Source organism: Candidatus Palauibacter sp. (genome assembly GCF_965197445.1).
GTDB lineage: Bacteria > Gemmatimonadota > Gemmatimonadetes > Palauibacterales > Palauibacteraceae > Palauibacter.
Window position 1 is genome coordinate 1710793 of record NZ_CBDANE010000005.1, and the last position, 25925, is coordinate 1736717.

Below are 25925 nucleotides of genomic sequence, written 5' to 3' on the forward strand. Positions count from 1 at the left end.
CCCCCTGCTCAGGAGCCGTCCCATGAGACGCCGAGACTTCCTCGCCACCTCCGCCGCGGCCGCCGCCGGGTCCAGCCTCATCGGCTGCCGTGCCCCAGAGACCGCTGCGGCGCCACCCGACGGGATCGGCCAATGGGGGCCTGCCGGAAGCTCGAATGTCCCGGGCCTGCTGGGCCCCGCGCACGGGACCGTGTGGGGCGGGCGTGGCGTGACCGCCGCCGCGGACTACTACGCATCGCTGGCCGGCACCACGATCATGATGCGAGGCGGCAACGCGATCGACGCGATCGTGGCCGCGGCCGCCACGCTGAACGTCTCCGAGCCCTACATGTCGGGCATCGGTGGCTTCGGCGGCTTCATGCTCATCTATCTGGCCGAGGAGAACCGCGTTGTCGGACTCGACGCCCTCGGGCGAGCACCCGCGGCCTCCTCCCCCGACAACATGACGCTCGGCGACTTCGACATGGGCTACAAGGCGCCGATCGTACCGGGAGCCTTCAAGGGCTGGGCCGCAGCCCTCGAGCGCTACGGCACGATGAGTCTGGGCGACGTATTCGAGCCCGCGATGCAGCTCGCCGAGGACGGCTTCGTCATCTCGAAGTTCGACCAGATCCACACCGCCGGGAGCGCGGACAAGCTCGGCAATTTCCCGTCGAGCACGCGGATCCTGTTCCCGAACGGGCGTCCCCCGCGCATGGGCGAGATCATCAAGCAGCCTGAACTCGCCGCGAGCATGCGCCGCCTCGCACGCGAGGGCGCGGACGACTTTTACAAGGGTGAGATCGCCGACCGGACCGTCGCTTTCCTGGCCGAGAATGGCGGCCACATGACGAAGGCCGATCTCGAAGGCTACGAAGTCGAGTGGAGAGAGCCGATTACAACGACCTTCCAGGGGCACGATCTCTATGCCATGCCGCCGGGCTCGTGCGGGATGTCGATGTTCCAGGCGCTCAACATCATGGACGGCTTCGACCTCCCGAACATGGACCTGTACGGGTCCGAGTTTGCCCACCTCTGGCTCGAGGCCTACAAGCTCGCCCTGATGGACGACGACATGTACAACACCGGGAAGGAAGATGTGGAGATCCCGGTCGACCGGATCATCTCGAAGGCGTACGCGGACGAGCAGCGGGAGAGGATCGACCCCACTCGCGTCGCGTCCTTCTCCGGGGCCCCGCTCCCGTTCTACGGGACGACCAGCCTCTCCTCCGCGGACCGCTGGGGGAACGCGGTCGCCTTCACGCAGTCGCTGGTCGCCGTGTACGGCAGCGGCGTGGTCGCGGGCGACACCGGAATCTTCCTGAACAACGGCCACATGTTCGGCTTCGTACTCGAGGAAGGCCACGTCAACCATCTCGAGGGCGGCCAGAAGGCGAAGGGCGTGATGACGCCGTGCGTCGTCATGAAGGACGGCAACCTCGTCGCAGCCGTCGGCGCCGCGGGAGGCTACACGATCCCGCAGACGGTGGGGCAGGTGATCACCAAGCTCACGGTCGGCGGGATGGACATGCAGCTCGCGATCGCCTCGCCGCGCATGTGCATCAACCGGGGCGGGGGTCTGACTCCGATTCCGGAGGACTCGGTCTCGTATCTGGAGGCGGGGTTCCCGCCCGAGGTGTACGGGGAGCTGGCGGATCGCGGCCACTACCTGGTCGAGCCCGGCAACCCGGGCGGCGTGCAGGGCGTGTACCGCGATGCCGAGACGGGTGCCCTCGCCGGCGGCTCGGACCCGCGCCGCGACGGTCACGCTATCGCGTGGTGAAGCGTCGGCGGGGCCGCCTCAAGACGCCGTGGCTGGCCGCTGGCACCGGTCTGGCGTGCCTGGCCTGTGGGAGCGGAGAGCCCGCGTCCGGGGATGACGCGTCGAACGCGCGCCCGGTGAGCGAACCGACCCGGAACCAGGCGCTCCACGTCCCGATGCGAGACGGCGTACGCATCGCCGTCGACGTGTGGCTGCCGGACGGCATCCAGCCGGGGGATCGCCTGCCGACGATGATGCGGGCGACCCGCTACTGGCGGGCCCGGGACGAGGTCGGTGTTCCCCTCGAAGAGACGTCGAACTTCGCCGAGGCGGAGCGCTGGAACCGGGCCGGGTACGCGCTCGTCCTCGTGGACGGGCGGGGGAGCGGGGCTTCGTTCGGGATCCGCCGTTTCGAACTGGCCGAGGACGAGGTGCGGGACTATGGGGAGGTCGCGGACTGGATCGCCGAACAGCCGTGGTCCAACGGGCGCGTGGGCGCCTATGGCGTCTCCTACGCCGGGAACACGGCGGAGATGCTGGCCGTGAACGGAAGTCCCGCCGTGAAGGCCATCGCGCCGCTCTTCAACGACTTCGACAACTTCGGCCACCTCATCTTTCCCGGCGGGGTGCTCACGGTCGGCTTCCTCGAGAGCTGGTCGGACCGCACCCGCATGCAGGACCTCAACGACATCTGCGGACTCTCCGACGCGACCGGGCCCGCCTGCGACGAGGTCACACGCCGCGTCACCGGTGTGAAGCCGGTCGACGCCGATCATGACGGTTCGCTGCTAGCGGCCGCGGTGGCCGACCATCAGGCGAATACGGTGCCCTTCGAGGCCGCGCTGGAGTACGAGTTCAGGGACGATCCGTTCGGGCGCTACGGCGAGACGAACGTCGGCCACCGCCGCAGCCCCTCCGGCCACCTTCCCCAGATCGAGGCCTCCGGGGTGGCCATGTTCATCCGCGTTGGCTGGCAGGACGCTGCGACGGTGAACGGCACCCTCGGCCGCTACAACACGATCTCCAACCCGCAGCAGGTCTTCATCGGCCCGTGGGACCACGGGGCCCGCAACGACACCGACCCCTTCAAGGCGGACGATACCCCCGTCGCCCCCGATGAGAACGCGCAGTTCGTGGAACTGGTGGCGTTCTTCGATGCTCACCTCAAGGAGGGTGGATCGGGCGAGACGCCCACCGAGATCCACTACTACACGCTGGGCGCCGACAGATGGACGCGGACGGAGCAGTGGCCTCCCGCGGGCTTTGACGACGTGACATGGTACTTCCACGAGGAAGGCACCCTCTCGACCGAAGCACCCGCCACGGAAGCGGGAGACGACCGCTATGCCGTCGACTTCACGGCGACGACGGGAACCCGGAACCGCTGGTACACGAACGGCGGAGGCGGCGATGTCGTGTACGGCGATCGGCGGGTCGAGGACGAGAAGCTGTTGACCTATACCAGCGCCCCTCTGGCCACCGACCTGGAGATCACCGGGCACCCTGTGGTGACGCTGCAGCTGGCTTCTACCGAGACAGATGGCGCTTTCATCGTCTATCTCGAGGACGTCGCTCCGGACGGAACGGTCAGGTACATCACCGAGGGACAACTGCGCGGCGTCATGCGCGCGGTCACGGAGGATCGGCCGCTGTACCGCAAGTACGGGCCGCACCGCAGCGAGTCACGTGCCGAGGCCCTTCCACTGGTGCCGGGAGAAGTCACGGAACTGAGCCTTGACCTGTGGACGACTTCGGTCCTGATCCGGGCCGGACATCGGATCCGGGTCGCGCTCGCGGGCGCGGACGCCGACACGTTCCTGCGCTATCCGCGCGACGGTGCGGTCCCTGAGTGGACCGTGCAGCGCCGCGCCGCCTACCCCTCCAGGATCATCCTGCCCTCAAGAGCCGGATAGCGGTGCTCGTCTGCATCGTCGTCGCCATGCCGCCCGCGTTGATGTCCACGTCCATGACACTGTCGTGGCTCTGGAGGCGGCTTCTGTCGGGATCGAAGATCGCGGTCCCGCTGACCCCGCCCGTCCCGTCGATCATCATGCCGCCGGCGTTTCCCGACATCGTGACGGTACCCTCGAGCGATATCTCCGCAAGATCCCCCTCGAGACCCACCAGTGTGTAGGTGATGTCCGTTTCCATGGTCATCGTGCCGCCCATGGCGGTCGGCATCTCGGTCGTCGCCTGCCCCGACCAGGAGTCACCCGGGCTTGCCTCGCCTTCGGGCAACTCGAAGAAGCTCGCGGCCAGCATCACCCTCATCGCGGTCTCCGCTTCGGGCGACAGCGTCCCGACATCCGTCAATCCTCTCGCTCGCCCGCGCACATCCATCCCGAACGTGTAACTCATTCCCGACAAATCCGGCGTCGCCGCCCCGGGTATGGCCGCGGTCGCCGTAGACGAATCGATCACCGCCTGGATCTCGATGACGTCGCCGGCAGCGCTCGCGATCGTCTCCGTCCGGTAGATCTGCGTTGTCGACATCACCGCTCCGGCCATGGACGTTTCCGACTCGATGACGTACTGCGAGACCGAACCTTCGGCCGGCGCCACGCGAAGCAGGGTCGCCTGCCCAAGGAGCGGTGCCGCAAAGACCAGCGTGAGGGCGGCCACGGTCGCGCTTCGGGTTGTCGCTCTCATTGCATCTCCTTCATGTCCGGATCTTTCGGTCATCTCGTGATTGCACGTCTAGGGATCGGGAACAAGCGCCATGGTCGTGGTCGTCTCCGAGGCCATCGCCATCCCGGCTGCGACCATGTCGAGGTTCATGCGCGTCTCCTGGCTCACGTATCGGCCCTCCGCCAGGTCGATGACGCTTTCACCCGTCAGATCTCCCGTCGCCTCCATGGCCATTCCTCCCATGTCGAGATTCATCTCCACCGATCCCTCGAACGAAATCGTCGCGAGGTTGCCATCCAGGCTGACGAACGTATGTGTGAGTTCCGTTTCGGCGGCCATCGATGCGTCCCCCATGGGCAGACCCACCGACGCGATCCCCGTCCACGAATCGCCCGGGCCGACTTCGTTCTCGGGCAACAGGAAATAATCCGAGTTCTCCAGCATCCCTTCCATCATCATCTCGATATCATCCGGCAACTCTTCGCCGTCGACGAGACCCAGCATTCGACCGCGGGTGTCCATCTCCGCCGTGTAGGTTGTGCCGGAAAGATCCGGCATCATGTCGGCCCCCGGCATGGCCGCCGTCATCGCGACGGAGTCCATCGTCGTCCGCATCCGAATCACTTCGCCCGCTACGCTCAGGATCGTTTGCGTCTCATGCGCTCGAAGCGTCAATAGGGGATCACTGGAGGGCATCATCGGGCTCTCCACCCTCGACTCCATGGAGAAGGCGTAGCGGGATACCTGGCCCTCGGGCGGGACGATGCGGAGGAGCGTCGCCTGCCCGCTCAGCGGGAGAGCGGCGGTGAGGGCGAGCGTCGCGAAGGCGGCTGCACTGCGAATTCCTGACTTCATCGGTTTCTCCAGAACTACGGAACTCCGGGGCGTCGGCGGTCGGGCGCCCGCAACCTGCATGTCGAACCACGGGCATGCCACCTCGAGCGGGCGATACGCCTCGTGTTACCCATCAATTGAGACGGCATTCATACACGTCGGGATACCTTACGCATGCCTCCGAAAATTCTGGAACTCCCGGCCAGCGAACGTCCACGGGAGCGGCTGCACCGCTTCAGCGCCGACGCGCTCTCGACGACCGAGCTCCTGGCCGTCGTGCTCGGGGCCGGCGCCACCGGGCGCTCGGCGGTCGACGTGGCGGGCGGGCTGCTGGCGGCCTTCGCCGGCTCGCTGCGGGAGATGGGAAGGGCGGAGCCGACCGAACTGGAGAAGACCGCGGGGATCGGTCCCGCCCGGTCAGCCGCGGTCGCCGCCTCGCTGGCGCTGGGCCGGCGTCTGGCCGCGGAGCCCGCCCGCGCGAGCGCTCGCATCCGCAGCCCGGCCGACGTGTTCGGTCGTCTCGGTCCTCTGCTGCGTGACCGCCGGCAGGAGGAGTTCTGGGTCATCTACCTTGATACGCAGAGCCAGGTTCTACTCGAGCGACGCCTGACCGTGGGGCTTCTGAACAGCTCCCTCGTCCATCCGCGGGAGGTCTTCGCGCCGGCGATCGCGGCGGCCTCCGCCTCGGTGATCCTCGCGCACAACCACCCGAGCGGCGACCCCGAGCCCTCGCCCGAAGACATCGCCGTTACCTGCCAACTCGTCGAGAGCGGACGACTGCTGGGCATCCCCGTCCGCGACCACATCATCCTCGGAGACCGCGGATACGTCAGCCTGCGCGAACGCGGCGTCTGCTGAGCGGCTGCGGCTCAACCGCGCCGAAACGACTCTCTGCTGCTACCTTAAGGGGTTGTCCGGGTTTGAACCGCCGGTGATGTCGCACGATCGGAGCGCGCAGCGTGGAGACCAGCGTCAAACAGGCAGCCGGCCGGGCCGCGCCGGGAGCGGGTCCGCGCTCGCTGTTGCCCAAAGACTTCATGAAGGCGATCGAGGGCTACGAGGAGCGGCTCGACCTCGACCTCCTCGCGCTCGCGTTCCAGTACAGTCTCGAGAAACACGAGGGGCAGAAGCGCCGCTCCGGCGAGGACTACATCCGCCACTGCGTCGAGGTCGCCAAGATCCTCATCGAGATCCGGCTCGACACCGTGAGCCTCGCCGCCTCGCTGCTTCACGATGTCGTCGAGGACACGGACACCACCGTAGACGAGATCCGGACAGAATTCGGCGACGAGATCGCCGTGATCGTGGACGGTCTCACCAAGATCTCGCTGTTCGCGCTCGGCTCGATGGCCGAGCGGCAGGTCGAGACCTACCGCAAGCTCCTCCTCTCCATGGCACGCGACGCGCGCGTGATCATGGTCAAACTCGCGGACCGCCTCCACAACATGCGGACGCTCGAGCACATGCCGGCCGGCGCGCGCAAGCGGATCGCCCTGGAGACGCGCGAGATCTACGCGCCCCTCGCCCACCGTCTCGGGGTCGCGCGGCTGAAGTGGGAGCTCGAGGACCTCGCGTTCAAGTTCCTGGAGCCCGAGGCGTACCGGCAGCTCGTGAGCGAAGTCAACGCCACCCGGCGGGAGCGCGAGGAGCTTATCCGGCGCATGGAGGAGCCGCTGCGGGCCGAGCTGGACGCCGTCGGCATCGCGTGCAAGGTGACGGGCCGTCCCAAGCACCTGTGGTCCATCTACGGCAAGATGGTCAAGCGCGACAAGCCGTACGACGAGGTCTACGACACCCTGGCCATGCGCCTGATCGTGAAGTCCGTCCGCGACTGCTACCACGCGCTCGGGATCGTGCACAACAAGTGGACGCCGCTCACCGAGCGCTTCCACGACTTCATCGCCACGCCGAAGTCGAACATGTACCAGAGTCTGCACACGACGATCTTCGGCCCCGGCGGCGCCCTGTACGAGATCCAGATCCGTACCGACGAGATGCACCGCCGGTCCGAATACGGGATCGCCGCCCACTGGCGCTACAAGGAGGGCCGGTCGGGAGACGAGGTCGATGACGAACTCGCGTGGTTCCGGCAGGTACTGGAATGGCAACAGGAGACGCGCGAGCCGGAGGAGTTCATGGAGTTCCTCCGCATCGACCTGTTCCAGGACGAGATTTTCGTCTTCACGCCGGCCGGCGACGTAAAGCAGCTGCCGAAGGGCGCGACACCGATCGACTTCGCGTTCGCGGTCCATACGGAGGTCGGGCTCCGCTGCGGCGGGGCGAAGGTGAACGAGCGTATCGCCCCGCTCAGCCGGCCGCTTCGCAACGGCGACACCGTTCAGATCCTCACCTCGGAGTCGCAGACGCCAAGCCGCGACTGGCTGAGTTTCGTGCGCAGCAGCAAGGCCCGACACGAGATCCGGCAGTGGATCCGAGATGAGGAGCACGATTCCGCCTGCCAGCTGGGCAAGGAAATCGTTCAGCGCGAGTGGAAGCGCCGCCGCCGGGGCAAAGTCGACGAGTCCGCGCTCCGTACCGCCTGCGAGACGCTCGGTTACGACAATGCCGACGCCCTGTACGCGGCCACCGGACGCGGGGACATCGGGCTCACTCGAGTGATGCGGACCATCCTGCCCGAGGTGATACCCGAGATGCCGGAGAGGACTCCGAGTCCCCTCCACAAACTCGTGGACAAGGTCTGGGGCGACGGCGGGAAGGGGATCCGGATCCAGGGGATGGACAACCTGATGGTCCGCTACTCGCAGTGCTGCCAGCCCGTGCCCGGTGACCATGTGATCGGGTACATCACCCGGGGGCGGGGCGTTTCGATCCACAGACAGGACTGTCCGAACGTCCTCAACCTGTCGAACGCTCCCGAGCGCCGCGTCGAGATCGAGTGGCAGACGCACGGCACCCGCCGGTTCCTCGTGAGGATCGTCATGGAAGGCACGGACCGTCACGGTTTGTTCGCGGACATCGCGCGCGCCGTCAGCGATACCGGCACAAATATTCAGTCGGCGGATATCAAGGGAATCGAAGGCGGGATGCGCGGACAGTTCGTCGTCGAAGTCGAGAACCTCAGCCACCTGCAGAAAGTCGTGCGTCAGGTGCAGGGGGTGAAAGGCGTGCTGTCGGTCGAGCGCAAGGAATCCTTCGGCGAGAGCGGCCTGACGCTCGAATAGACGATATGCCCAGTTTCGATCTCCATCTCCCGTTCAAGCCGATGGGCGACCAGCCCACGGCGATCCGTGAGCTTGCCGACGGAGTGCGGCGCGGCGACAAGTGGCAGACGCTGCTCGGCGTGACCGGCAGCGGCAAGACGGTGACCCTGGCGGCGATGGTCGCCGAGGTCAACCGACCCACACTCGTCATGAGCCACAACAAAACGCTCGCCGCGCAGCTGTATGGGGAGTTGCGACAGTTCTTTCCCCGCAACGCCGTCGAATATTTCATCTCATATTACGACTATTATCAGCCCGAGGCCTATGTCCCCGCGACTGACACATTCATAGAGAAAGATGCCTCCATAAACGAGGACATCGACCGACTGCGGCTCCGCGCGACCTCGGCGCTTATGGAGCGACGCGATGTGATTGTTGTCGCGTCCGTCTCCGCGATCTACGGACTGGGCGATCCGAGGGGCTATCGGGAATTGATGCTCACCCTGAGCGAAGGGCAGGAGATCACGCGCCGCGAGATCCTGTCGGCGCTCGTTCAGGTCCAGTATTCGCGCAACGACCTCGATTTCGTACGGGGCACCTTCCGCGTACGGGGCGATGTGATCGAAATACTGCCCGCGTACGAGGAACAGGGCGTGCGCATTGAAATGTGGGGCGACGTGATCGAGCGCATCTCGAAGATCGACCCCATGACCGGCGCCACGATTACCCGATTGCCCGAGACGTCGATCTTCCCGGCCACGCACTATGCCACGCTCGGGCACCGACTGGAGGAGGCCCGTCACGCCATCTATGTGGAACTGGAGGAGCGACTGCTACATCTCCGGCAGGAGGGCAGGCTTCTGGAGGCGCAGCGTCTGGAGCAGCGGACGCGCTTCGACCTGGAGTTGCTGACCGAGGTCGGATTCTGTCCCGGCATCGAGAACTATAGCCGGCATCTGGACGGCCGGGCGCCGGGTGAGCGGCCGTTCTGTCTTCTCGACTATTTCCCCGACGACTATATCGTGGTCGTGGACGAATCCCACGTGTCGATTCCGCAGATCGGTGCGATGTACCAGGGGGACCGCAGCCGAAAGCTGACGCTGGTCGATTTCGGCTTCCGGCTCCCATCGGCGCTCGACAACCGGCCGCTCTCGTTTGTGGAATGGGAGGAACTCGTCCCCAGCACGATCTTCGTGAGCGCGACACCGGGCGAGTACGAGCTTCGGCGGAGTGACGGCGTCGTGGTCGAACAGCTGATCCGGCCAACGGGTCTGCTCGATCCCGAGGTGGAGGTGCGACCGGTACGTGGACAGGTGGACGACCTGCTGGGTGAGATCCGCCGCCGGACCGAACGGCGCGAGCGCGTACTCGTGACCACGCTCACGAAGCGGATGGCGGAAGACCTGTCGGAGTTTCTGGCCATGCGAGGGGTGCGGGTGCGCTACATGCATTCCGACATCGCCGTGATCGATCGTGTGAAGATCCTGCGAGACCTGAGGCTCGGGACCTTCGATGTCCTGGTCGGGATCAATCTGCTGCGGGAAGGTCTCGATCTCCCGGAGGTCTCGCTCGTAGCGATCCTCGACGCGGACAAGGAGGGGTTCCTGCGGTCGGATCGCTCGCTTGTGCAGACGATCGGGCGGGCGGCCCGCAACGTCGCGGGCAAGGCCATCCTCTATGCCGACCGCGTGACGGACTCGATGCGCCGGGCGATCGACGAGACCGGACGGCGGCGGGAGGTACAGGCGGCGTACAACCTCGAGCACGGAATCGAACCCCGCTCGATCGTCAAGTCGGTGAGGGAGATCCGGTTTTCCACCGCGGTCGCCGATGTGCGCGAGGCGCAGCCGGCGGTGTTCGAGCGGGGGGGCTCTCATCAGGAGTTGTCGGCGGAGGAACTGGCCGAGGTGATCGAGAAGGACATGCGTGCGGCGGCCGCCGCACTCGAGTTCGAGACTGCGGCGCGTCTCAGAGACGAGTTGTTCGAGATCCGCGCCCGGATCGGCGGAAAGAAGCGGTCGCGACCGGCCGGACAGCCGGCCGCCGCGGCGGATCCGGCGTGACGGCGGTGCTCCTCGACGAGGCCGGGCTCGTCCGCTGGGGCCGGTCGCTCGGCGAGGTGGCCGCCCGCGAGGCGGTATTCGTCGCGCTCAGCGGCCCGCTGGGGGCCGGGAAGACACGGCTTACGCAGGCGGCGTGCGCGGGGGCGGGAGTGTCCGAAGCGGTGACGAGCCCGACGTACACGCTCGTGCACTGGTACACCGGAGATCGGGGCCCGGTCGCGCACGCGGATCTGTACCGGATTCGCGACGCGTCCGAACTCCCCGGGCTGGGCTGGGAGGAACTCGAAGCCCGTCCGGGCGCGGTCTTCGTGGAGTGGGCGGAGCGGGCGGGTGATGAACTCCCGCCCGACCGTTGGGAGATCCGATTCGAGTTTGCGGGGGGCGGTGCCCTGCGGCGCGTGAGGGCGTGTGTCCGGGGCTGCGCTCCTCCCATCCCCGACCCGGCTGTCTACAGCGCGGCTCCGGAGGCGCCATCGTGCTGACCCTCGCGCTGGAGACGAGTACGCCGCTGGGGAGCGTCGCCCTCGGCCGCGGCGACGAGTTGATCGCGGAATGCGCGCTCGCGGTTCGCGCCATGCACTCGGAGACCGTCCTCGACGAGGTCGCACGGCTGCTGTCCCGGGCGCGCATCGATGCTGATGAAATCGAGCGGGTCGTGGTGGGCGCGGGTCCCGGCTCCTTCACCGGCGTGCGGATCGCGGGGGCCCTGGCGAAGGGCTGGTGTCACGCGCGGGATCTGCCGCTGTACGCCTACTCCAGCCTTCGGGCCGTTGCAGCCTCCGCCGGAGGCGACCGGGTCTGTGCCTTGTTCGACGCCCGGCGGGGGGAAGTCTACGGGGCGGCCTACGCGGCGGGGGGCCTGGACGATCCGGTCGTCGGGCCGAGGGCGTGCAGCGTCGATGCGTGGATCGACGGTCTCGATGACCCGGCGGCCTGGCGCTTCGCCGGCGAGGGAGCGACGAGGCAGCGTGCGCGCATCGAGGCCCGCGGCGGCACGGTTCTCCCGCCCTTCCTCGGCGTGCCGCGCGCCGCGGCTCTGCTTTGGCTGGCCGAGCGGCTCCCCGATGGGCGGGTCGCCGACATCGAACTCTGGGAGCCCCGCTACGTCCGGAGCTCCGGGGCCGAACGTGAGGCCGAGCGGCGTGGCGGATCCCGGTAGCTCCCCTTCGGCCCTCCGGATCCGGCCGCTAGTCAAAGCCGACCTTCCGGAGGTTACGACGATCGAAGAGGCCTGCTTCGCGGCGCCGTGGTCCGAACAGACGTTCAGGAACCTCCTCCGTCGCCCCAACGCCTGTCTCCTGTCGGCGCTGGACGAAAACGAGCGTGTCGTCGGATACGCCGCGGTGTGGTTCGCCGGCAGAGCAGGGGAACTGGGCGATCTGGCGGTCGCGTCGGCGGCACGGCGCCGCGGCATCGGCACTCGGCTCGTGGAAGCGGTTCTTTCCGAGGCGAGGTTGCGTGGCGCGCGCCAGATTATTCTCGACGTGCGCGAAGGGAACCGGAGCGCGCAGAGTCTCTATCGGGGCCACGGCTTCGACGTCGTCGGACGTCGCCCGAGGTACTACGCGGGCCCGACCGAGGACGCGCTCATCATGCGCCGGTTGCTGATCCGTTGACCCTCTATCGTAATGTTCAGGGAAGTTACCTATTCTTCGGCAGAATCGATCGATCATCCGGGAGGCGGGAAGATGGCGCGCAGTCTCAATAAGGCCACACTCATCGGCAACCTCGGCGCGGATCCCGAGGTAAGGTCCACGAACTCGGGGACGCGGGTCGCGACGCTCTCCATCGCCACGAGCCGTCGGTGGACGACTCGCGCGGGTGACCAGCAGGAGAAGACGGAGTGGCATCGCGTGGTCTGCTGGGACAAGCTCGCCGAGATCTGCGAGCGCTATATGAGCAAGGGAGATCGTGTCTACGTCGAAGGCCGGATCGAGTATCGGCAATGGGAAGGGCAGGACGGCCAGACCCGGTACACGACGGAGATCCGTGCCATGGAGATGATCATGCTCGGGAGCGGCGGCGGCCGGGAGAGCTACTCGAGTCCCCAGTCCGAACCGGCCAAGTCCGATTTCTCCGAATTCTCGAACCGGTCGGTCGCCGGTGAGGACGATCTCCCGTTCTAGGCGGATTGGACGGGAGTCGCGGGGCCCTCTCACTCTGAGCGTATGTCGACCCCGGTACTCCTGACCGCGGCGCTCGTGTCCTACGCGGCCGCCTGGCTGTTTCAAATCGCGGAATTCCGCGAAGGCCGAGCCAGCGGCCGCCCCCGCTCCCTCGTCCTCGCCATGGGCGCGATGTGCCTCCACCTCGTGGCGCTCCTCGTCTTCTGGCGCACGCATCGCACCCCGCCGCTGGCGGGCTTCGGCCCCGCCGCCGCGTTTCTCGCGTTCGCCCTCGCTGCGGGGGTCCTGCTGGCGAGCCGTACGGGCGAGCGCTGGTCGGCGGGCCTGCTGGCCCTGCCGCTGGTCATCGCGCTACTTGCGACGAGCCTCGTCGTGGGCGCTGTGCCGGCGCCGGTCGACCCGCGGTTGCAAGGGCCGTGGCTGGTCACGCATGTGGTGCTGGTGCTCGGCGGGTACGCCAGCCTCCTGCTCGCCTCGGTGGCCGCCGTCATGTATTTGTTCCAGTTTCGCGCCCTCAAGCGAAAGGAGTTCGGCAACGTGTTCCGGTTCTTCCCCTCGCTCGAAAGCCTCGACCGCATGAACGGAATCGGGCTCGCCGGCGGGCTCTCCGCGCTGGCGGTCGGGCTGCTGATGGGGTGGAGCCTCTCCCTGACGTTCGAGCGAGGCCTGGCTCTCGGGGACGCCGACGTGGCCTTCGGCCTCCTTACCTGGGCCGCGTATGCCGTCGCGCTGGGCGCCCGCCGCGGCAGGGACGGATTCGGTCCGCGGCAGGCCCGCATCTCCGTGTCGGCGTTGCTGGTCAGCGGTCTGGGGTTCATCGCCTTCCGAACGTTCGGTCCCGCGACGGAGTTGTTCCTTTGACGCAGGTCCCCCCCTCCGCGCTCTCCGACGCGCTCCTCGTGGTCGGCCTGAGCCACCGGACGGCGCCGATCGATATCCGGGAGCGCTTTGCACTCTCGGGCGAGCGGCTCGCGGAGTGGATCGAGGGGTTCGCCGCCCAGCCGGGCGTCTCCGAATGCGTGGTGCTGTCGACCTGCAACCGGACCGAGTGCTATCTGTCCGGGAGCGGCCGCGACGAACTGGATCTCCTCGCGCGCGACGCACTCTGCCGTGCCGCCGGACTCGGAGCCGCGGGTGCACCCTACCTGAGGACGCTCCGGGGGGATCGCGCGATCCGGCATCTGTTCCGCGTCACGAGCGGGCTGGAATCGCTCATCGTGGGTGAACCTCAAATCCAGGGGCAGGTGCGCAGCGCGTACCGCGAGGGACACCCGATGGCCGTGGGCCCCGTGCTCCATCGACTCTTCCAGTCCGCTCTCGGTGTCGGAGGGCGCGTGCGGGCCAGCACGTCGATCGCGAGCGGCGTCACCTCCATCCCGGGCGCCTCCGTGCGCCTCGCCCGCAAGGTCTTCGGGTCTCTCGACGACCGTACCGTGCTCGTACTCGGAACGGGAGAGATGGGGCGGCTCACCGTGAGGTGTTTGAGAAGCGAAGGAGCGCGCCGCGTCTTCCTCGCGAGCCGCAACCCGGCTCGGGCCGAGCGCGTGGGCCGGCCGCTCGGCGCGCTCCCGATGCGGCGCGACGCGGCGATCGAGGCGTTGCCTCGCGTGGATCTCGTGGTGACGTGCACGGAATCGGAGGCTGCGTTCCTTCGGGCGAAACACGTCACAAGGCGGGGGTCGGGACCCGCGCCGCTCCTGATTCTCGACATCGCCGTACCCCGCAACGTCGATCCTCGCGTCGCCGACGTGAAGGGTGTCTTTCTGTACAATATCGACGACATGCGCCGCGTGGTGAATCGCGCGCGCGCGGAACGCGAATTCGAACGCGACCGCGCCGAGGCGATCATCGAGCGGCATGTAGGCAGGTACTGGACCTGGTATCGCAGCCGGCGGGCCGATCCGGCGGTGCGGGCCCTGCGGGACACCACCCGACGGCTCGTGGCGGAAGCATTGGCCACGCGGCCGCCGGCGCCCCGTGATGTGGACGCGGACGAAGCGCTGCGGCTGGCTGGCCGGGCGGCGCTCAACAAGGTTCTGCACGGGCCGACCCGGGCGATTCGGTGGCTCGCCGAGCGGCCCGATGGCGATGCCTGCCTGCGCGCGCTGGGACCGTGGATCGCAGCCGGTAGCGATGTGCCGCCACGGGCTGCTAGTGTAGACGCCGTTACGGCCCGGGCGCCCGCCGCGCGGCGGGCGCCGCCAGGCCCGGATCGGGGCTGAGGCGGTGGAACGGGTGGGGAAGTCAGGAGAGAGTGGATGAGCCCTGGCAAGGTGCTCGTGACGGGCGGCGCCGGTTTTGTCGGATCTCACGTTTGCGAAGCCTATCTGGTGCAGGGTTGGGACGTGACCGCGCTCGACAACCTCGTCACCGGACGGGTCGGTAACGTCCCTCGGGACGTGCGCTTCCTCGAGATGGACATCCGCGATGAGAACCTCCGCCGCGTCTTCCGCGACGGGAGGTTCGATGTCGTCAGCCATCATGCCGCCCAGGTGGACGTTCGCGCCTCCGTGACCCGCCCGCGTCACGACGCGGCGGTGAACATCGACGGTCTCCTGAACCTGCTCGAGTGCGCGCTCGAGTTCGGGCTCGAGCGTTTCGTCTTCGTCTCTTCCGGAGGCGCCATCTACGGGGAATCCGCCGGCCTGCCGATCCCTCGTTCCGCCTCGAAGCGACCCGTGTCGCCCTATGGCGTCAGCAAACTCGCCTCGGAGTACTACCTGCGGGCGTTCCGCGAGCTGAGCGGCCTCGAGTACGTGGCCCTGCGCTACGCCAACGTGTACGGTCCCCGTCAGGACCCGCACGGCGAAGCCGGCGTCGTCGCCATCTTCGCCCGCACGATTCTGGATGGTGACCGCCTCGTCGTCTTCGGTGACGGGGAGCAGACGCGCGACTTCGTGTTCGTGAGAGATGTGGCCGCCGCCAACCTCCTCATGACGGACGCCGACCTGCCCGACTCGAGGCGTCTCGACGAGGTCGCCTTCAACGTGGGTTCGGGGGACCAGACGAGCATCAACACGCTGGCCGCGGCGATGATCGACATTGCGGGCCGCGCCGTCGAGATCGTCCGTGAACCCGCGCGCCCCGGAGACCCCATGCACAACTGTCTCGACTGCAGCGAAACCCGAGCCCTGGGCTGGGCGCCGGTCCATTCGCTGGAAGCCGGCCTGCGAGAGACCTGGGAGTTCATCGCCGAGGAGGCAGCGTGACCGCGACGGCCGACATCGCGTCGGGGGTCATGGCGTTCGCCCAACAGCTGCCCGGGCGGGTGATCGAGTCGCCGCTCGACATGGTGCTGGGCGCCACGCTCCCGACGAAGGTCATCCTTACCGTGCTCGGCGCCTTCTCGCTCCTGTCGTGGATCCTGATCATCTGGAAGTTCCGTGAGTTGCGTGCAGTGAACGCACGGGCCGACGATTTCGTGTTCGCGGTGGCGGGCGCCAACGGCCTCGCGGATCTGGACAACGCGCTGCGCGAACTCGAGGACTCCCCGTTCAGAAGAGTGTTTCGGGAAGGAATCGCCTTCTTCTCGGAGCTGCGCCCAGGGGCACTGGTCAACCCGCACGTGGGAGAAGGTTTGAGCCCGACCCATCTCGAGGCGCTGTGGCTGGTGCTCGAGAAGAGTCTCTCCGAGGAGAAGGATGAGCTCGCACACGGGTTGCCCTGGCTCGCGATCATCGGATCCGTGAGCCCGCTCCTGGGTCTCATGGGTACGGTCGTGGGTGTGATGAACTCCTTCATCGGTATTACGTCGCAGGGTTCCGCGAACATTGCGGCCGTGGCGCCGGGCATCGCGGAGGCGCTGACGACCACGGTCACGGGCCTGGCCGTCGCGATTCCCGCGGTCATCGCGTACAACCACTACGCGTCCCGCCTGCGTCTCTTCGTAGGAGAACTGGAGGGATACGCGAGCGAGTTCATAGGGACGCTGGCGCGCGAAGGCCGCCTGTGAGCCGGGAGCCCGGCGGTCGGAGGATCAGGAAATGAGAAGGCGGTTCACCGAGCAGGCGGACGGGATCGGCGTCGTGGCGGAGATCAACGTCACGAGCCTCGTCGATGTCGCTTTCACTCTCCTCATCATTTTCATGATCACGGCGCCCATCCTCCAGGGCGGGATCGAGATCGACCTGCCGGAGGCCGCTTCCGGACCTCTGAGCGCTTCCGATCCACTCATCATCTCGATCGACGGGGACGGGCAGATCTACCTCGATGATGCCCCGGTGACGTACGAGGAGTTCGACGCCGCGATCCAGCCGGCGATCGAGGGATCCGACTCGCGGATCGTGTTCTTCAAGGCGGACGGAGATTCTCCGTGGCGGGTGTGCGTTCGCGTGATGGGGAGGATCGGCGAGGCCGGCGGAGAGTTGAGCGTGGTCACCGTACCCGAGCGGCGACGGCCGTGAGCGTGCGCGGTCGGGGAGCGCGGCGACGCGGGGGCTCGCGCCGCCGGGGACAGCCCCCGCAGCAGGCGGTGTACGCCTCGCTCGGCGTGCACGGCGCCCTCCTCGTGCTCGCGGTGTTCGGCGACGCCGTGATCCGCCCGGCGCAGATGCCGCCGACCGTGCGCGTGAACATGGTGGCGGCCGCGCCGGAGGATGCGCCGATCCGGCTCGATCCGACGCCGCCGGAGGTCGCGGAGGAGGAGAACCGGCCCCCGCCGCCGGAGCCGACGCCCGATCCGGTTCCGCAGGTCGAGACACCCACCGTAGAGGCCGAGACTCCCGTCGAGCGCGAGCCCGAACCGGAGCCGGCCCGGGCGGAGGAGGTCGGCGAAGAGGTCGCCAGCATCCGGATTGCCGGCGAGGCCTCGGCCTTCCCGGACTATCAACAGAACATCATCCGCCAGATCCAGCGCTACTGGCGCCCGCCCCCCGGCGCTCGCGACCTCCGGGCGGAAATTTACTTCCTCATCCACCGCGACGGCCGGGTGACCGGGTTCGACTGGGTAGCGAGGTCCGGAAACCCGACCTTCGATACAAGGGCCATGAGCGCCGTGGAATCCGCCGGCCTCAGCGGGGCCTTCGGGCCGTTGCCGGACGACTTCCCGGCCGACGCTCTCGCTGTCTCGTTCTTCTTCGATCCGAGCCGGCGCTGACGTGAGCACGGTCCTTTCGACCCGAACTTTGCGCGCCGCGGCGCGATTGACCCTGGCGCTCGCCGGGCTCGCCGTGCCGGTCGCCGCGCAGGAGGCGGGAGCCGGAGCCGTGCGACTCGGACTCACCTACGAACCGGGCTACCTGCCCGCCATGGTGGTCGCGCCCGTGACCTACGCGGACGGGTTCGGGGAGGCCGCGGCGGCGGTCGGCGAGATTCTCCGCACCGATCTCGACTTCTCGGATCGCTTCGACATTCTCGCGATTCCGGACAGCGTCACGCTGGACGGCTCCCCCAACTACGCGCTTTGGGACCAGCTCGGGGCGGTCTGGCTGCTGACCTCCGACATCTCGGTCGCGCCGGGGACGCAGACACCCCTGCTGAGGGTCAGTCTGCACGATGTCGTGTTCGGCAACCTCGAGAACGTGCAGGCGTTCAGCCTGCCGCCGCTGGACGAGGGCGATTTCCGGATGTCCGTCCACCGCGCGTCCGATCAAGTGGTATTCTGGGTGACCGGAGACCTGGGGATCGCCGCGACGCGGATCGCCCTTCGACGGAGGGATGGGGATGGATCGTCCCATCTGCTCCTGATCGACAGCGATGGCCAGAATCGACAGCGCTTCTCAACCGGCGCGCGCAACGTTTTCTCGCCCGCGTTCTCGCCGGACGCCTCCCGTCTCGCCTATACCACGCAGGACGAATCCGGGCACTTCTCGCTTGTCGAGGCCAACCTCATCACCGGCAGCCGACGCACCGTTGCGTCGGGACGGTTGCTCATGTCGCCGACCTGGACACCGGACGGGCGACTGGCGTACGCCGAAGGAGTGGGGGGGAACAGCCGGATCGTCGTTGAAGGGACCGGACCACTCGTCGAAGGAAGGGGCTCGTCACTGAACCCCAGCTTTTCTCCGGACGGCGTGTGGTTTGCGTACGAGGCCGACCCTCAGGGTGAGCCTCAGGTCTATGTTCGGCGCGTCGAGGGCGAACGCGCTCGCCGGATCAGCATCTACGACCGCCGGGAGGACACCAACGCGGCCGGGCCGGTCTGGTCCCCGAACGGCGACCGGATCGCCTATTCGGCTCTCAGCAACCGCCGGTGGCAGATTTTCACCGTGAACCCGGACGGCACGGATCGGCGTTTGCTGACGCGGCGCGGCGAAAGCGAGGACCCGAGCTGGGCCCCGGACGGACGGCATCTCGTCTTTTCGTCGGTGGACTCGCAGGGGTCGACCATCTGGATCCTCGACACGATGACGGGACGAGCGCGCATCCTGACTGCGGGCCAGCGCGACGGCCTGCCCGACTGGTCGCCGCCGCTCCCGCCGGGCTCGTGACGAAAGGGCGATCTGCGGGTTGCGACTTGGCGGGGCTTCGATAGGTTACAATTCCGTGGTGAATCAGGATCAGGACGTGCCTTTTTCCAGGCTTGTGTTTCGATACCCTCGCCAATTTTCCTGTCCTGCGACCGGTTAAAAAGGAGACCTCGATGCGGCTGAGCCACCGATTCGCTCCCGTTCTTCTCATTGCGCTGCTGGCAACGGCTTGCAGCGGGAATCCGGAACCGGAGCCGGTTCCGCCGCCTCCGCCGCCGCCTCCGCCGCCGGCCGTCGATGACAGCCAACGTCTCGAAGCGGCCGCGCAGCGCATCTGCGATCGTGCGATGGCGGCCCTGGAAGCGCGCGACTACACGCAGGCGCGGGAGTTGCTCGAGCAGGTCGTGAACGACTATCCGGGCACGACCTGCGCCGAGTCCGCGCCCGCCCAGATCGCGCGTGCGATGGCGGGCGAGGCGATCACCGCCCGCATCCACTTCGACTACAACGAGGCCGCCATCACCGATGCGGCCGCCGGTGTCCTTCAGCGCAAAGCGGATGCGCTGCAGGCGCACTCGGGCGTCCGCCTGCGGATTGAAGGTCATTGCGACGAGCGGGGTTCGCTCGAGTACAACCAGGCGCTCGGCATGAGGAGGGCTCAGGCCGCGGTCGAGCACCTGACCAGTCTCGGGGTCGACGCCAGCCGGTTCGATGTCGTGACTTTCGGGGAAGAGATGCCGCTCGCCAGGGGGAGCAACGAGTCTGCGTGGCGGCAGAATCGCCGGGGCGAGTTCGTGATCACGGACGGAGGCATCTAGGGTGAAGAAGGCGGCGGTCGCCGTGCTGTTGGGCGTTGCGGTCGCCGCCTGCGCGTCGCGGGCCGATGTCGAAACGATGGGGGACGCTCTCCGGGCCGAGATCGACTCCCTCGCGGAGGGACAGAGTCAGATGTTCGCCCGGATGGGCGAGGGGCTCGACAGCCTCGAAACATCGAGCTTGCGCCGGGAGACCACCGGACAGAGCGACTTGGAGCGGCGGACGATGCGGCTGGAGGACCTCCTTGAGCAGTTGCTGGAGAGTTCAGCGCAGAACAACCACCTCCTCGCCGACATCTACGAGAATCAGCGCCGGACGGGCCCGCCCGCGATGGGCGGCTCCACCACAATGGGCGGCCCCACCACGATGGGCGGTCCCGTGCCCGCCGACGCGGGTCCGGCCACCTCGCCGGGGACCGATACCGGCTCGCAGTTCTACGCCATGGCCCTCGAGCAGTTCAATCGGGGCAACCTCGAAACCGCTCGTGACGCGTTCGGGAACTTTCTCGCCGTGTACGGCAGCCACGAGCTGGCGCCGGATGCCCAGTACTGGCTGGCCCGGACGTATGAGGAGGCCGGTGATCCGGGAAACGCCCTCGATCAGTACCGCCGTGTGGCCGAACTCTACCCCGATTCGAATCGGGCTCCCGCGGCGCTCTATCAGCGTGCCATGATCGAGGCGGACCGGGGGAACACGGCCCTGGCGCGACGGTTGTTGACGCAGATCGAGAACGGGTATCCCAACAGCCCCGAGGCGCCGGAGGCCCGCCGGGAACTCGCCAGGCTCGGCGGCTAGCGAATCCGTGACGGCAGACGGCCGTGCAGTGCCCTCGGTGTGACCACCCGGAAGACCGCGTCGTAGACTCTCGTACGAGTCGCGGCGGCCGTGCGATCCGCCGTCGGCGCGAGTGTCTTTCCTGTGGCGAGCGATTCACCACCTACGAGCAGGTCGAGGAAGAGCCCCTCATCGTCAGGAAGCGGGACGGCGGCTCGGAGACCTACGATCGGAGCAAACTCCTCGCATCGATCCGTATCGCCTGCGCCAAGCGACCCGTGTCGAACGCCGACATCGAATCCCTGGTGGATGAAGTGGAGGAACAGCTGGCGGCCGAGGACCCGCGCGATGTGGCCAGCCTGCGGCTCGGCGAGCTCGTGATGGAACGGCTTCGCGCCAGGGATCAGGTCGCGTACGTGCGCTTCGCCAGCGTCTACCGGAACTTCCAGGATACGACGGAGTTCATGGAGGAAGTGCGCGAGTTGCTTAAGCGCGCGGGAACCAGTGCGTCCGGGCAGGCAGACTTGTTCTCAACGGGAGGGTACTAGGCTAATGGAGCCCCGGCGGCAGATCGCGGGCAGCCTCGGTCAGGCCGAGATGCCCTTCCTCGATCACCTCGACGAGCTTCGCGCGCGCCTGATCCGCGCGCTTCTGGCGCTGATCGTCGGTCTCGTGCTGGGGCTCGTGGCGGTGACCCAGTGGGACGTACTCGGCATCGTCGAACGCCCGATCGCCAGCCTCCTTCCGGGCGAGAACCTGAACTTCTCGAGCCCGACCACGCCGTTCGTCATCACCCTCCAACTGGGCTTCATCGTGGGGTTGCTCGTCGCCTCGCCCTACATGGCGCTTCAGGGTTGGAAGTTCCTCGCGCCCGCGCTGTACGAGAACGAGCGCAAGTTCGCGGTTCCGGCGATCGCCGCGGGGACGCTGTTGTTCGTGGCCGGGATCTCGATGGCGTATTTCGTGGTTCTCCCGCTGGGGCTCAGGATCCTGCTGACGTTTTACGTCGAGGACCTCACCCCGCTCATCATGATCCGGGAGTACCTGAACTTTGCGACGAAGCTGATCCTGGCGTTCGGTTTCATCTTCGAGCTCCCGGTGGTACTCGTCTTCCTGTCCCTGCTCGGGATCGTGACCCCGGAGGGACTGGCGAAGTATCGCCGCCACGCGATCGTGGCCATGGCTGTGGTTGCCGCCTTTCTCACTCCCGCCGACCCCTACACGATGCTCGCGATGATGCTGCCGATGATGCTGCTGTACGAGATCTCGGTGTTCGCGACCCGAGTCCTGCGGCGTCGTCGGCAGGAGAGAGAGCAGGCCGACGGGGAAGGAAGCCCCGACTGACCGCTCACGGGCTGCGGGCGCTTCTGGGGCTGGCGGTCCTGTTCGGCGGTCTCGGAGCCGCCGAGACGGCACGTGCCGCCCCCGCGGGTCCACGTCCGATGCAGCTCGCGTTCCCCGCCGACACCGACTCGGTCGCCGTCGCGGGGCCAGACTCGCTGCCGGCGGATTCCACGGCTCGCGATACGCTGGATCTGCCCGGGGCAGACTCGGGCGCGGTGGCGGACTCGGCCGTTTCCGATACGCTGGATGCCGGACCCCCGGATCCGCCGTTCCCCCAGCCCGATGACATCTTCGGCCAGCTGCTGGGAACATTGGGCTACCAGGTAATCCAGTATCGTGGGCGCCGCGTCGATCTGGAGGTAGAGGAAGAACGGGTGCGTCTCGCACGCGAAGCGCAAGCCACCTACGACCAGGCCGTGATAGACGCGGACACGATCACCTACCTGGCAGGTCTCCAGTTCGTTCGTGCCTGCGGCGCCATTTCCCTTACCGGGCAGGGACAGGACGCGGTATCGGATGATTGTCTGAACTACGATCTTTCCCAGACGATGGGCACGATCATGGACGCGCGGTCTTCCTTCGCGGAGCGCGGCGCGGAATGGTTCGTACGAGGAAACACCACGCCGCGGGGATCCGGCACCATTTTCGTCGAGACCGGGAACTTCACGTCCTGCGAGGTCGAGCAGCCCCACTACTACTTCCGGGCCGGCAAGATCAAGGTCGTGTCGAACGACATCGTCGTCGCGTGGCCGGTGACGCTCTACATCCAGGATGTTCCCGTCGCCTGGCTTCCTTTCTTCGCCCAGGACATTCGCGAAGACCGGAGGAGCGGGTTCCTTCCGCCGCGCTTCGGATTCAACGACGTGGTCGCTTCGTCCAGCAACACACGGCGCAGCGTCACGGACTTCGGGTACTACTTCGCGCTGAACGATTTCATGGACGCGCAGGCGACGGCCGACTGGTTCAGCGGGCGCTTCACGCGCCTCAACGGAGCCGTCCGATACAGGTCGATCAAGAAGTTCTTCCGCGGCAATCTTCTCGCGAGCTACAGCTTCGGGAACGAAAAAACTTTGCAGTTCCAGATGCGGCACCGGCACGAGTTGACGCCGGTCACCGATATTCGCGTGAACGCAAACTTCATCTCGAATACCACAGTCTTCGAGCGTCAGACCTTCGATCCCACGGTGCAGACACAGCGCATCGCGTCGGACGTCGGGATTCAGCACCGCTTTCCCTTCGCGTCCGTCAACCTGAGCGGCAGTCGGCGGCAGGATCTGGGGGCCCAGAAAGGGCGAACCGACCTTACCCTGCCCAAGCTGCAGATGACCTTCTCGCCCGTGACCCTGTTCAAGGCTCCCCGCAACCGCAGCGGACCGTTCAACAACGTCGTCGTCAACGGCGGTTTCTCCGCTTCCCGCCTTGACCGGACCCAGGAGGAGCGGGACGGCGCGAGGACCGAACGGGCAGCCGCGAACAGTGCGGTCCGGATCGGCTCCTTCGGGGTGAGCGGGAACGCGAACTTCAATCGGAGTACGAGACTTCCCTTCACGCCGATGTCCGACGACGGGACTGACGACTCGGAGCCCGAGGAACCCCCGGCGAGCGTGACGAAACTGGACTACGGGGCGTCGGCCGACTACCAGGTCGACCTGATCGGCAGCACGACGCTCAGGCCCACCATCACCCTGAGCGCGAGCAGGTTTCAGTCCGGGGATACCCAGGAAGAGTTCGTGACGGCCCCGACCCGCCTGCGCTTCGGAGCGGCCGTTTCCACCGACCTGTACGGGTTCCTTCCCGGCGTGGGTCCATTCGAACGCATTCGCCACAAGGTCTCGCCGCGCTTCCACTACGACTATTCGCCGGCCGTAGAAGCGTCCGATTCCCTGCTCGCGATTCCCGGTTTCCCGATATCCAATTCAAAGGAAGAGAACCGGCTCAGAATCACGCTCAACCAGACGTTCGAGGCCAAGCTGCGCGAGGAGGTCGAACTGGACGCCGAAGCGCAGGCGCTGCTGGAGGGTCGTTCGCTCGATAGCGACACCCCCGGCGAAGAAGCCGACTCGTTGGCGGCCGGAACGGACGCGCTCGCGGCCGCGACCGATTCAACCACTGCGGCGGCGGATCCAGCCGGCCTCGCGGGCGAGGAGCTGCCCGCCGGCGACCTGTCCGCCCGCTCCGGAATCGGGGACACCGATACCGGAGCAGGGACGGGGGACCCGGATGCGCCACAACGCGCGCAGCCACGCCGAAACGTGGTGCTCCTGGGGATCAACTCGAGCCCGCTCACATTCGATTTCTCGCGCGAGAACGAGTCGGCCCTGACGACGGACCGATGGTCGCACCGCGTCAACTCGGACCTCTTGCGGGGCCTTTCCCTCAACATGTCTCTCGACCTGTTCGAAGGCGTCGGGGAGGAGCGGACCTTCGCGCCCATCCTGTCGAGCCTGACCGGCAGCTTCACGTTCAGTTCGGCCTCCGGGCTCGGCGGACTACTCGGCCTCGGAGGCGGGGGCGGCGGTGGCCAGTCGGACCCTCGGACCCGACTTCGGAACGCAGCCGATTCCCGGTATCGTCTCCAGAGTTTCGACGAGAATCCGGACGCGCAGGACCCCGGAATGCGGGCCGGCGGCCCCTGGAATCTCTCGCTGACCTACTCGATGCAGCGGGGCCGTGAGAGCGAGAGTGCGCGGGATCGCCAGTCTCTGAACGCGGTCCTGTCGCTGAACCCCACGCCGAACTGGCGGCTGGCCTGGCGGACGACCTACAACCTCACCGAGGGGGAGTTCGGCGAGCACCTCATCACCCTCGACCGGGCCCTCCACCGCTGGATGGCCACGTTCATGTTCGCCCGTTCGCCGAACGGGAATTTCATCTTCCAGATGAGCGTCAACCTCCGCGACGCGCCCGACCTCAAGTTCGACTACGACCAGCAGACACAGGACCGCTAGCCGCCGGCCGCTCGCGCCCGGCGATTTTGACTTTCGTCGCGGCGCTCCCGAGATTCAGCGGGCATTTCACGCGCATCTCGCGCGCCGAGGAGGTCATGCTCCCAATCACCACCATCGGTCTGGAACAGGTCCGCCTTCCCGTCAGGGATCGGCTCGATGCCGTAGAGCAGGAACTGCGCGGGATGGTCCCGTCGGGGTTCGGAGCGCTCGACGAGGTGGGCGAGTACCTCTTCGCGAGGTCGGGAAAGCTGCTGCGGCCAACCCTGCTCCTCCTCGCCGATGGGGTCGCGGGCCGTCCGCCCACGGACGCGGTGAAACTGGGTGCGATCGTCGAGTTGCTGCATGTGGCGACGCTCGTTCACGATGACGCGGTCGACCACTCCGCCCGGCGCCGGGGCCGGCCTACCGTCAACCATCGCTGGACCCATCAAGTCGCCATCATCGCCGGGGACTATCTGTATTCCCGCGCCGTCATCGAGGTCACCGCGCTCGGCAAGCTCGAGCCTGTCTCGATCCTGGCGCACACGGCGAACCGCATGACGATCGGCGAGATGCGGCAACTCGTGCTCCACGACGGCCTCGATTTTTCGCGGGCGGACTACGAGAAACTCTGCGAGTACAAGACGGCGTCTCTCATGTCTGCGGCCTGCGAGCTGGGGACGCTCCAGGGGGCTCCCGAATACCGGGGCGCGCTGCGCGCGTACGGACACCACCTGGGCATGGCGTTCCAGATCGTCGACGACCTGCTCGACTACACGTCGTCGACCGAGATTATGGGCAAGCCTCCCGGGCAGGACCTGCAGGAGCACAAGGTGACGTTGCCCCTGATCGCCGCGCTGCCCAAGATGGGGTGGGTCGAACGGCGTGCCGTCGCGGCGCTGTTCGAGGATGCCGCGCCTTCCAGCGCGGCCGTCAGGGAGATCGTCGATCTCGTGGAGGCTCACGGCGGCGTGGAATCGGCCCGCGACGAGGCGCGCTCGCGGGCGAGCCGGGCCCGCGACCAGCTCGAGGGCTTGCCGCCGGGTCCATGCCTCGACTCATTGGGGTCTGCGGTCGACTATGTTGTGGAGAGAGTACGGTAGA

The 25925-nt window shown here is 67.2% G+C and carries 24 protein-coding genes; 22 read left to right on the plus strand and 2 right to left on the minus strand.

Translation table 11 applies throughout. The annotated features are described in order from the left end of the window. Nucleotides 1-22 precede the first annotated feature (22 nt). Together ggt and ACN9M6_RS14890 are read left to right on the plus strand one after the other, a co-directional pair. On the plus strand, nt 23-1762 hold the full coding sequence (gene ggt, locus ACN9M6_RS14885; RefSeq protein WP_419163663.1) for a gamma-glutamyltransferase: 1740 nt from the start codon (nt 23-25) through the stop codon (nt 1760-1762). After that, nucleotides 1756-3654, plus strand: a complete 1899-nt coding sequence (locus ACN9M6_RS14890; RefSeq protein ID WP_419163664.1) for a CocE/NonD family hydrolase — start codon at nt 1756-1758, stop codon at nt 3652-3654. The genes ggt and ACN9M6_RS14890 overlap by 7 nt, the downstream gene beginning before the upstream one ends. On the opposite strand, the gene ACN9M6_RS14895 is transcribed toward ACN9M6_RS14890, so the two are convergent. Together ACN9M6_RS14895 and ACN9M6_RS14900 are read right to left on the minus strand one after the other, a co-directional pair. Next, a complete protein-coding gene (locus ACN9M6_RS14895; protein WP_419163665.1) occupies nt 3629-4390 on the minus strand; it encodes a DUF6263 family protein in 762 nt (253 codons plus the stop codon). The genes ACN9M6_RS14890 and ACN9M6_RS14895 overlap by 26 nt on opposite strands. A gap of 48 nt (nt 4391-4438) precedes the next feature. Continuing rightward, nucleotides 4439-5224 carry a DUF6263 family protein gene (locus ACN9M6_RS14900; RefSeq protein WP_419163666.1) on the minus strand — a complete coding sequence of 262 codons (786 nt, stop codon included), beginning with the start codon at nt 5222-5224 and terminating at the stop codon, nt 4439-4441. A 153-nt stretch (nt 5225-5377) separates the two neighbouring features. On the opposite strand from ACN9M6_RS14900, the gene radC reads away from it, so the two are divergent. The 20 genes from radC to ACN9M6_RS15000 all read left to right on the plus strand — a co-directional run bounded on the left by radC (nt 5378) and on the right by ACN9M6_RS15000 (nt 25924). Further along, a complete protein-coding gene (radC, locus tag ACN9M6_RS14905; protein WP_419163667.1) occupies nt 5378-6061 on the plus strand; it encodes a RadC family protein in 684 nt (227 codons plus the stop codon). Between the two features lie 101 nt (nt 6062-6162). Then, the gene (locus tag ACN9M6_RS14910) at nt 6163-8385 is read left to right on the plus strand and encodes a RelA/SpoT family protein (RefSeq protein ID WP_419163668.1); all 2223 of its coding nucleotides are present in this window, start codon (nt 6163-6165) and stop codon (nt 8383-8385) included. Nucleotides 8386-8390: 5 nt separating this feature from the next. Continuing rightward, nucleotides 8391-10427, plus strand: a complete 2037-nt coding sequence (uvrB, locus tag ACN9M6_RS14915) for an excinuclease ABC subunit UvrB (protein WP_419163669.1) — start codon at nt 8391-8393, stop codon at nt 10425-10427. Continuing rightward, nucleotides 10424-10909, plus strand: a complete 486-nt coding sequence (gene tsaE / locus ACN9M6_RS14920; protein WP_419163670.1) for a tRNA (adenosine(37)-N6)-threonylcarbamoyltransferase complex ATPase subunit type 1 TsaE — start codon at nt 10424-10426, stop codon at nt 10907-10909. Before uvrB ends, tsaE begins: the two co-directional genes overlap by 4 nt. Continuing rightward, nucleotides 10903-11586, plus strand: coding sequence for a tRNA (adenosine(37)-N6)-threonylcarbamoyltransferase complex dimerization subunit type 1 TsaB (gene tsaB / locus ACN9M6_RS14925; RefSeq protein WP_419163671.1), 684 nt, complete (start codon nt 10903-10905; stop codon nt 11584-11586). Before tsaE ends, tsaB begins: the two co-directional genes overlap by 7 nt. Next, entirely contained in the window at nt 11570-12043 is a 474-nt protein-coding gene (rimI, locus tag ACN9M6_RS14930) for a ribosomal protein S18-alanine N-acetyltransferase (protein ID WP_419163672.1), read from the plus strand. Before tsaB ends, rimI begins: the two co-directional genes overlap by 17 nt. A gap of 72 nt (nt 12044-12115) precedes the next feature. Next, entirely contained in the window at nt 12116-12553 is a 438-nt protein-coding gene (locus ACN9M6_RS14935; protein ID WP_419163673.1) for a single-stranded DNA-binding protein, read from the plus strand. A gap of 42 nt (nt 12554-12595) precedes the next feature. Further along, nucleotides 12596-13414 carry a cytochrome c biogenesis protein CcsA gene (gene ccsA / locus ACN9M6_RS14940; protein ID WP_419163674.1) on the plus strand — a complete coding sequence of 273 codons (819 nt, stop codon included), beginning with the start codon at nt 12596-12598 and terminating at the stop codon, nt 13412-13414. Continuing rightward, nucleotides 13411-14775 carry a glutamyl-tRNA reductase gene (gene hemA, locus ACN9M6_RS14945; protein ID WP_419163675.1) on the plus strand — a complete coding sequence of 455 codons (1365 nt, stop codon included), beginning with the start codon at nt 13411-13413 and terminating at the stop codon, nt 14773-14775. Before ccsA ends, hemA begins: the two co-directional genes overlap by 4 nt. Before the next feature lie 36 nt (nt 14776-14811). Beyond that, nucleotides 14812-15762, plus strand: a complete 951-nt coding sequence (locus tag ACN9M6_RS14950; protein WP_419163676.1) for an NAD-dependent epimerase/dehydratase family protein — start codon at nt 14812-14814, stop codon at nt 15760-15762. Beyond that, a complete protein-coding gene (locus ACN9M6_RS14955) occupies nt 15759-16505 on the plus strand; it encodes a MotA/TolQ/ExbB proton channel family protein (RefSeq protein WP_419163677.1) in 747 nt (248 codons plus the stop codon). The genes ACN9M6_RS14950 and ACN9M6_RS14955 overlap by 4 nt, the downstream gene beginning before the upstream one ends. A gap of 31 nt (nt 16506-16536) precedes the next feature. Then, nucleotides 16537-16956: an ExbD/TolR family protein gene (locus ACN9M6_RS14960; RefSeq protein WP_419163678.1), complete on the plus strand. Its 420-nt coding sequence runs from the start codon at nt 16537-16539 to the stop codon at nt 16954-16956. Beyond that, nucleotides 16953-17648, plus strand: coding sequence for a TonB C-terminal domain-containing protein (locus tag ACN9M6_RS14965; RefSeq protein WP_419163679.1), 696 nt, complete (start codon nt 16953-16955; stop codon nt 17646-17648). The genes ACN9M6_RS14960 and ACN9M6_RS14965 overlap by 4 nt, the downstream gene beginning before the upstream one ends. 1 nt (nt 17649) lies before the next feature. After that, on the plus strand, nt 17650-18981 hold the full coding sequence (locus ACN9M6_RS14970; protein ID WP_419163680.1) for a hypothetical protein: 1332 nt from the start codon (nt 17650-17652) through the stop codon (nt 18979-18981). 152 nt (nt 18982-19133) lie between these two features. Beyond that, nucleotides 19134-19778 carry an OmpA family protein gene (locus tag ACN9M6_RS14975; RefSeq protein ID WP_419163681.1) on the plus strand — a complete coding sequence of 215 codons (645 nt, stop codon included), beginning with the start codon at nt 19134-19136 and terminating at the stop codon, nt 19776-19778. Between the two features lies 1 nt (nt 19779). Further along, complete coding sequence (ybgF, locus tag ACN9M6_RS14980) at nt 19780-20571, plus strand: tol-pal system protein YbgF (protein ID WP_419163682.1); 792 nt, start codon at nt 19780-19782, stop codon at nt 20569-20571. 23 nt (nt 20572-20594) lie between these two features. After that, nucleotides 20595-21098: a transcriptional regulator NrdR gene (nrdR, locus tag ACN9M6_RS14985; RefSeq protein ID WP_419163683.1), complete on the plus strand. Its 504-nt coding sequence runs from the start codon at nt 20595-20597 to the stop codon at nt 21096-21098. 4 nt (nt 21099-21102) lie between these two features. Next, the gene (tatC, locus tag ACN9M6_RS14990) at nt 21103-21894 is read left to right on the plus strand and encodes a twin-arginine translocase subunit TatC (protein WP_419163684.1); all 792 of its coding nucleotides are present in this window, start codon (nt 21103-21105) and stop codon (nt 21892-21894) included. A 98-nt stretch (nt 21895-21992) separates the two neighbouring features. Beyond that, a complete protein-coding gene (locus tag ACN9M6_RS14995) occupies nt 21993-24842 on the plus strand; it encodes a putative LPS assembly protein LptD (RefSeq protein ID WP_419163685.1) in 2850 nt (949 codons plus the stop codon). A gap of 95 nt (nt 24843-24937) precedes the next feature. Further along, a complete protein-coding gene (locus ACN9M6_RS15000) occupies nt 24938-25924 on the plus strand; it encodes a polyprenyl synthetase family protein (RefSeq protein WP_419163686.1) in 987 nt (328 codons plus the stop codon). The last annotated feature ends 1 nt before the right edge of the window (nt 25925 follow it).